This is a genomic window from Streptomyces spongiae, from assembly GCF_009377185.1.
Taxonomy (GTDB): domain Bacteria; phylum Actinomycetota; class Actinomycetes; order Streptomycetales; family Streptomycetaceae; genus Streptomyces; species Streptomyces spongiae.
In genome coordinates this window covers 1-4,263 of the sequence record NZ_VJZC01000741.1, presented here as the reverse complement: position 1 = coordinate 4,263, position 4,263 = coordinate 1, and the positions used below count along the sequence as shown (strand labels likewise).

Sequence of the window (4,263 nt, the reverse complement as noted above, 5' to 3'; positions counted from 1 at the left end):
GGACGTTCGAGGGCCCGGCCGTGGTCTGCGAGTCGCAGGAGGAGGCCGTCGAGAAGATCCTGCTGAAGCAGATCAAGGAGGGCGACGTCGTCGTCATCCGCTACGAGGGCCCCAAGGGCGGCCCCGGTATGCAGGAGATGCTCTACCCGACCTCGTACCTGAAGGGCCGCGGCCTCGGCAAGGCGTGCGCCCTGATCACGGACGGCCGCTTCTCCGGCGGCACCTCGGGCCTGTCCATCGGCCACGCCTCCCCGGAGGCGGCGTCCGGCGGCACGATCGCGCTCGTCGAGGACGGCGACCGCATCCGCATCGACATCCCGAACCGCACGATCGAGCTCCTCGTGGACGACACCGAACTGTCCCGCCGCGAGCAGGCCCTGAACGGCGCGTACGTCCCCAAGAACCGCGACCGCAAGGTCTCCGCCGCCCTCCGCGCCTACGCCGCGATGGCCACGAGCGCCGACAAGGGCGCGGTGCGGGACGTGACGATGCTGGGCTGAGACGCCGTACACGGGGGCCGTTCCCTTGGGAGCGGCCCCCACACATGTCACCAGCCGCACGTCACCAGTCCGCGGGGCTGTCCCGGTCCACCGCGAACACGGTTCCGTCGGGTGCTCCCGTGCAGACCAGGCCGCCGACGGCCACGGGCTCGGGCAGCGCGCCCGACACCCGGTCGGAGTGCGTGCCGAGCCGCGGCGATGTCTGCCCGAGCAGCCTGCCCGTACCGGCGTCCACGGCGAGCAGCCGTCCGTCGGGCGCCGTGAAGTACAGGCGCCGCCCGTCGACGACGGGCGTGGAACCGCGGGTCACGGACGTCTCCAGACGCCACCGCTGCTTCCGCGCGTCCATGTCGACGGCCACCAGCGAGCCACCGGCGGCCAGGAGGAACACCTGGTCGCCGCGCACGATGGCATCGGTCTGGTCGAGCCGCACCGGCAGGGTCACCCGGCGCGACGCCCTGGTCTCCGGGTCGTAGCGGACGACGGCGACGGTGGCCCCGTACACGTTGTCCACGGCGGCGAAGAAGACGCGCCCGCCCTCGCTGCCGACGGGCTGCAGGGAGCCCTTGAGCCGCGCGTCCCACCGCACGTCACCCGTGACGGGATCCACCGCGGTGACCCGGGTGCTCGACCCGTCATCGGCCGCGCTCGCCATGTAGGCCAGGCGATCCCCGGCGAACGAGGTGAAGAACGCCTCGCTGTGGCCCGGTATCGGGTGCCTCCACTTCCTCGTGCCGCTCGCGCCGTCCAGCGCGGTGACCGTGCCGTCGGCGGAACTCAGCAGGACCATGCCGCCCGCGAAACGCGGCTCGTTGTACGCGGACACGTCCTGTTTCCACCGTGTCCTGCCCGAGGCGGGGTCGAGCGCCTCCAGCCGCCGGCTCGCGTCCGCCAGCACGAGCACCAGCCCGCCCGACACGACGGGCGGCAAGGCCACGTCCCCCGTGCCGAGGGAGCGCCGCCACAGCACGCTGCCGTCGGCCGGGTCGAGGGCGGAGACCAGCCCCGGCTGCGCGCAGAGCAACTTCCCCGCTCCGTACGAGCACTGAGGCGTACTCGCACCTGCGGAGTCGCCGTTGGCGGACGCGGGCTTCGTGTCCCACGGCCGCACAGCCGCGGACGCGGACCGAGAGGGCTCGTCCTTCGACTCGGCGGCACCGCCACTTCCACCGAGCAGCTGAACCGAGCCGAGCGCCGCACCAACGGTGAGGACCACGGCCCCCGTGGCGAGGAACACCCGCCTGCGGAGACGAGGCGTGGCCAACTCCTCGGCCGCTCCCGGCAGCCCCTCCGGGGAGTCGCCGCGCGGCTTCGAGGCATCACCGCCGGCGTCCGCGGCATCGGCTTGCTGGACGGCGGGATCCACCGCCAGGCCCCCGGGATCCACCGGCAGGCCCCCGGGATCCACCGGCAGGCCCCCGGGATCCACCGGCAGGCCCCCAGGATCCACCGGCAGAACCGCAGGGTCCACCGGCAGAACCGCGGGGTCTGCCGGCTGGGCAGGGACGAACGACTGGGTGTCGTACAAGGCGGCCACGGACCGCAGCCCGCGCATCAACTCGTCCGGCGTGGGCCGGTCCTCGGGCTCCTTGGCGAGACAACGCAGGACCAGCGGAGCGAGGTTCTCCGGCACACCGGTCAGGTCCGGCTCGTCATGCACGACCTGGTACGCGACCACGTACGGGCTGTCGGAGTCGAACGGCCCGCGCCCCGTCGACGCGTGCACCATCACCGAGCCCAGCGCGAAGATGTCGGCCGCGGGCCCGACCTCCCTCGGGCGGCGGAACTGCTCGGGCGCCATGAACGGCGGAGTACCGATCAACTTCCCGGTCTCGGTCCGCAGTTCGCTGTCCTTTGGCCTGGAGATGCCGAAGTCGATGACCTTGGGACCGTCCTCGGCGAGCAGGACGTTGCTGGGCTTGAGGTCCCGGTGGACCACCCCGACACGATGGATGTCACGCAGCGCCTCCGCCAGCCCGGCCATGAGCCGGCGCAGCTGGGCCGGAGCCATCGGGCCGTTCCGCTTCACATGGTCCGCGAGCGTGGGCCCGGGAATGAAGAGGGTGGCCATCCAAGGGCGCTCGGCCTCCGGATCGGCGTCGACGACGGGCGCGGTGAAGGCACCGCTCACCCTCCGCGCGGCCCCGACCTCCTGCCGGAACCGCCCCCGGAACTCGGGGTCCTTGGCGAACTCGGCGTGCACCACCTTGACCGCCAGCCGCAACCCCGAGGTCGAGCTGGCCAGATGGACGACGCCCATGCCGCCTGAGCCCAGACGGGACTCCAGACGGTAGTGACCGGCGTACTCGGGAAGTTCCGCTTCCGCGCCCGCTCCGGCGTTGGGCTGTGGCGCCATGGACCCACCCCCGGGCTGCTCGTCCGTACGCGCGACGCACGGAGCCTAGTCGATGACTCGTGCGGGACAGAGGCGGCTTGCTAGCCTCGGCGTGCGAATCGCGCACATGTGTGCGTGGCCTGATTTAGGGGAATCATCGGGACCCCATGCCGTTCATGGGGTCAAAACGGGGGAGGGTTTCATGTCAGTCGACCGTGTCCAGGAGACAGAGGAAAGAGCCGACAGAGCCGACAGAGACGACGCGGAGGCGGTCACGACGGCCTCCGTGACAACGGCAGTTCGCTACTACTCGGTCGCACCGGGCGTCCGTCTCAACGTCCGCAGCGGCCCGGGCACCAACTACAGCATCGTCCGCGTCCTGTCCGAGGGCGCCCGGGTCCCGATCTACTGCCAGCGGCCCGGCCAGACGATCAGCGGCCCGTACGGCACGACGAACCTCTGGGACAACATCGCCGACGGCGACTACATCTCGGACGCGTACGTGTTCACGGGCAGCGACGGCTACGTGGCACCGCGCTGCTCGTGAGGCCATGAGGCTCACGCACTGAGAGCCGGCCGTGCCCGCACAGCACGAGCGGGCACGGCCATAATTGCCACGTGAGCGACGAGCAGAGCGACATACCGGCCAACGGCAGCAAGGGCCCGCGCCCCGAGCCCATCCGTTTCTTCGGAACGACCTGGCTGAACCACGACGACGGCTACCGGGCCCGCCGCGTGGCGGTGTCCGCCGGCTCGCTCGCGACGGCCGCGGTGGCCTGCGTGGTCCTGCGGATGGCCTACCAGGGCCTGCAGATCGCCGCGGTGGGCGGCCTGGTCAGCCTCATGATCGTGGTGATGTTCGCGGCGTGCAGCGCACTGGCCTTCGGCCACACCTGGGGCGCGTTCACCAAGCGCCCCGACCCCGACCGCCAGGCATCCCTGCGGGGCCTCATGGCCATCGGTTTCGTCGGCTCGCTCCTCGCCTACTTCTTCCGCTCCCTCACCGAGGCCCCCGGCGAAAAGCTCCACCGCGAGGAATACGAGAAGGCCCGCACCCAACACGCCCGCCGCACATCCCGCCGCACAGGCAACCCATCCCGACGGCGCCGGGGCCAGCCGAGAACGAGCCAGCCAGACCAAACGGGCCACGGGAACCGCACGGTTTCTTAGGGGCACCGGGAACCGCACGGTCGCTTAGGAGCGCCGGGAACCGCACGGTCGCTTAGGGGCGCGGGGAACCACACTGTTTCTTAGGGGCGCGGGGAACTGCGCGGTTTCTTAGGGACGCCGGGAACCACACGGTTTCTTAGGAGCGCCGGGAACCGCACGGCTTTCAGGGAGCGGGGGAACTGCCCGGTTCCTTAGAAGCGCGGGCAACGACACGGCCTTTAGGGGCGCGGGGAACTGCGCGACCAGCCACCCCCAACC

At 71.3% G+C, this 4,263-nt stretch carries 3 protein-coding genes and 1 pseudogene; 3 read left to right on the top strand and 1 reads right to left on the bottom strand.

What is annotated here, in order from left to right; all coding sequences use genetic code 11:
* Positions 1–500 (top strand): annotated as a pseudogene (locus tag FNH08_RS45785) (dihydroxy-acid dehydratase); the annotation flags it as partial.
* A gap of 61 nt (positions 501–561) precedes the next feature.
* On the opposite strand, the gene FNH08_RS45780 reads toward FNH08_RS45785, so the two are convergent.
* On the bottom strand, positions 562–2,856 hold the full coding sequence (locus FNH08_RS45780) for a serine/threonine-protein kinase (protein WP_152777571.1): 2,295 nt from the start codon (positions 2,854–2,856) through the stop codon (positions 562–564).
* A gap of 181 nt (positions 2,857–3,037) precedes the next feature.
* Here FNH08_RS45780 and FNH08_RS45775 point away from each other — a divergent pair, with 181 nt between their 5' ends.
* Both FNH08_RS45775 and FNH08_RS45770 read left to right on the top strand, forming a co-directional pair.
* Positions 3,038–3,382, top strand: coding sequence for an SH3 domain-containing protein (locus FNH08_RS45775; RefSeq protein WP_152777569.1), 345 nt, complete (start codon positions 3,038–3,040; stop codon positions 3,380–3,382).
* A gap of 71 nt (positions 3,383–3,453) precedes the next feature.
* On the top strand, positions 3,454–4,005 hold the full coding sequence (locus tag FNH08_RS45770) for an EamA/RhaT family transporter (RefSeq protein ID WP_322726514.1): 552 nt from the start codon (positions 3,454–3,456) through the stop codon (positions 4,003–4,005).
* Positions 4,006–4,263: the final 258 nt, after the last annotated feature.

What these genes read in the sequence shown, in the direction of transcription:
- FNH08_RS45775 (WP_152777569.1), top strand. Translation starts at nt 3,038, where the DNA reads ATGTCAGTCGACCGTGTCCAGGAGACAGAGGAAAGAGCCGACAGAGCC.
- FNH08_RS45780 (WP_152777571.1), bottom strand. Translation starts at nt 2,856, where the DNA reads ATGGCGCCACAGCCCAACGCCGGAGCGGGCGCGGAAGCGGAACTTCCC.